Annotated in this window: 2 protein-coding genes; one reads left to right on the forward strand and one right to left on the reverse strand. The window is 44.4% G+C overall.

What is annotated here, in order from left to right; translation table 11 throughout:
* On the forward strand, positions 1–1,088 hold a 1,088-nt coding region (guaA, locus tag GMD4S_RS08010; RefSeq protein ID WP_001184357.1), incomplete at its 5' end, for a glutamine-hydrolyzing GMP synthase.
* A gap of 73 nt (positions 1,089–1,161) precedes the next feature.
* Here the strand turns inward: guaA and GMD4S_RS08015 are convergent.
* On the reverse strand, positions 1,162–2,336 hold a 1,175-nt coding region (locus tag GMD4S_RS08015; protein ID WP_000674944.1), incomplete at its 5' end, for a signal recognition particle protein.

The raw sequence follows: 2,336 nt of genomic DNA on the forward strand, positions 1-2,336 counted from the left end.
CTGACTGTCCTTATGCAGCTATTGAAAACCCTGACAAGCACATCTATGGTATCCAATTCCACCCAGAAGTTCGCCATTCTGTATACGGGAATGATATCCTTCGCAACTTTGCCCTTAACATCTGTAAAGCTAAGGGTGACTGGTCAATGGACAACTTCATCGATATGCAGATCAAGAAAATCCGTGAAACTGTAGGTGACAAGCGTGTTCTTCTAGGTCTATCAGGTGGTGTTGACTCTTCTGTTGTTGGAGTTCTTCTTCAAAAAGCGATTGGTGATCAATTAATCTGTATCTTTGTAGACCACGGTCTTCTCCGTAAAGGGGAAGCAGACCAAGTTATGGACATGCTTGGTGGTAAGTTTGGGTTGAATATCGTCAAAGCAGACGCTGCAAAACGCTTCCTTGACAAACTTGCAGGTGTTTCTGACCCTGAACAAAAACGTAAAATCATCGGTAATGAGTTTGTTTATGTATTTGATGACGAAGCAAGCAAGCTCAAAGATGTGAAATTCCTTGCTCAAGGAACACTATACACTGATGTGATTGAGTCTGGAACTGATACTGCTCAAACCATCAAATCACACCACAACGTGGGTGGTCTTCCAGAAGACATGCAGTTTGAACTGATTGAACCATTGAACACTCTTTATAAAGACGAAGTCCGTGCCCTCGGTACAGAGCTTGGTATGCCAGACCACATCGTATGGCGCCAACCATTCCCAGGACCAGGACTTGCTATCCGTGTCATGGGTGAAATCACTGAAGAAAAACTAGAAACTGTTCGTGAGTCTGATGCTATCCTTCGCGAAGAAATCGCTAAAGCTGGTCTTGACCGCGATATCTGGCAATACTTTACTGTCAACACAGGCGTTCGTTCAGTCGGTGTTATGGGTGACGGTCGTACTTATGACTACACCATCGCCATTCGTGCCATTACTTCTATCGATGGTATGACAGCTGACTTTGCCAAGATTCCTTGGGAAGTCCTTCAAAAAATCTCTGTACGTATCGTAAATGAAGTGGATCACGTTAACCGTATCGTCTACGACATTACAAGTAAACCACCTGCAACTGTTGAGTGGGAATAAACCAATCAAACACAAAAGAACTCTGAATCGGATTCAGAGTTCTTTTTAAGGTAAGCACTTCTGCTTTCCTTTTTTATTTGCGTTTTTTCTTCGCTTTTTTCATTTTGTTGGCCATGCGTTTCATAGACTGTTTCATGGCAAATTCACCGATTTTACCTTTAAGTCCACCACCGAACATCTGGCTCATATCTGGCATGCCTGCTCCTCCGAGACCTGACATATCCGGCATGCCACCTTGTCCCATCATGCCTTCAAGGGCAGACATATCCATCCCTCCCATATTTGGCATATTTTTTGGAAGGTTATTGGGATTGATGCCCATCTGCTTCATCATCTTGTTCATATCCCCAGACATGACACCTTGCATGAGCTGTTTAGCCTGATTAAAGTCCTTGATAAATTTATTGACTTCGACAAAGGTATTTCCAGAACCAGCAGCAATACGGCGGCGACGACTTGGATTTAACAAATCAGGATTTTCACGCTCCTCAGGTGTCATGGAAGACACAATGGCACGTTTGCGCGCAATCTGGCGCTCATCCACCTTCATATTTTGAAGGGCTGGATTGTTAGCCATACCTGGAATCATCTTGAGTAAGTCTTCCATTGGCCCCATATTTTGCACCTGATCCAATTGATCAATGAAATCATTGAAATCAAATGTGTTTTCACGCATCTTCTCAGCCATTTCAAGGGCTTTTTGCTCATCGTATTCTTGAGAAGCTTTCTCAATCAGGGTCAGCATATCTCCCATACCAAGGATACGGCTTGACATACGATCTGGGTGGAAGGTTTCGATATCTGTAATCTTTTCACCCGTACCAGTGAACTTGATAGGTTTACCAGTGATGTGGCGAACAGACAAGGCTGCACCACCACGAGTATCCCCATCAATCTTGGTAAGGATAACCCCAGTCACTTCCAACTGAGCATTAAACTCACGGGCGACATTGGCCGCTTCCTGACCGATCATGGCATCAATGACAAGGAGGATTTCGTTTGGTTGAGCCAGTGCTTTAACATCACGAAGCTCATTCATGAGAAGTTCATCGATTTGTAAACGCCCTGCCGTATCGATCAAGACATAGTCGTTGTGATTGGCTTGCGCTTGCTCCAAACCTTGACGGACAATCTCAACAGCTGGTACTTCTGTTCCAAGAGCAAAGACTGGAACATCAATCTGCTGTCCAAGTGTTTTCAACTGGTCGATGGCGGCTGGGCGGTAAATATCCGCAGCAATCATCAAAG

Source organism: Streptococcus sp. GMD4S, from assembly GCF_000296955.1.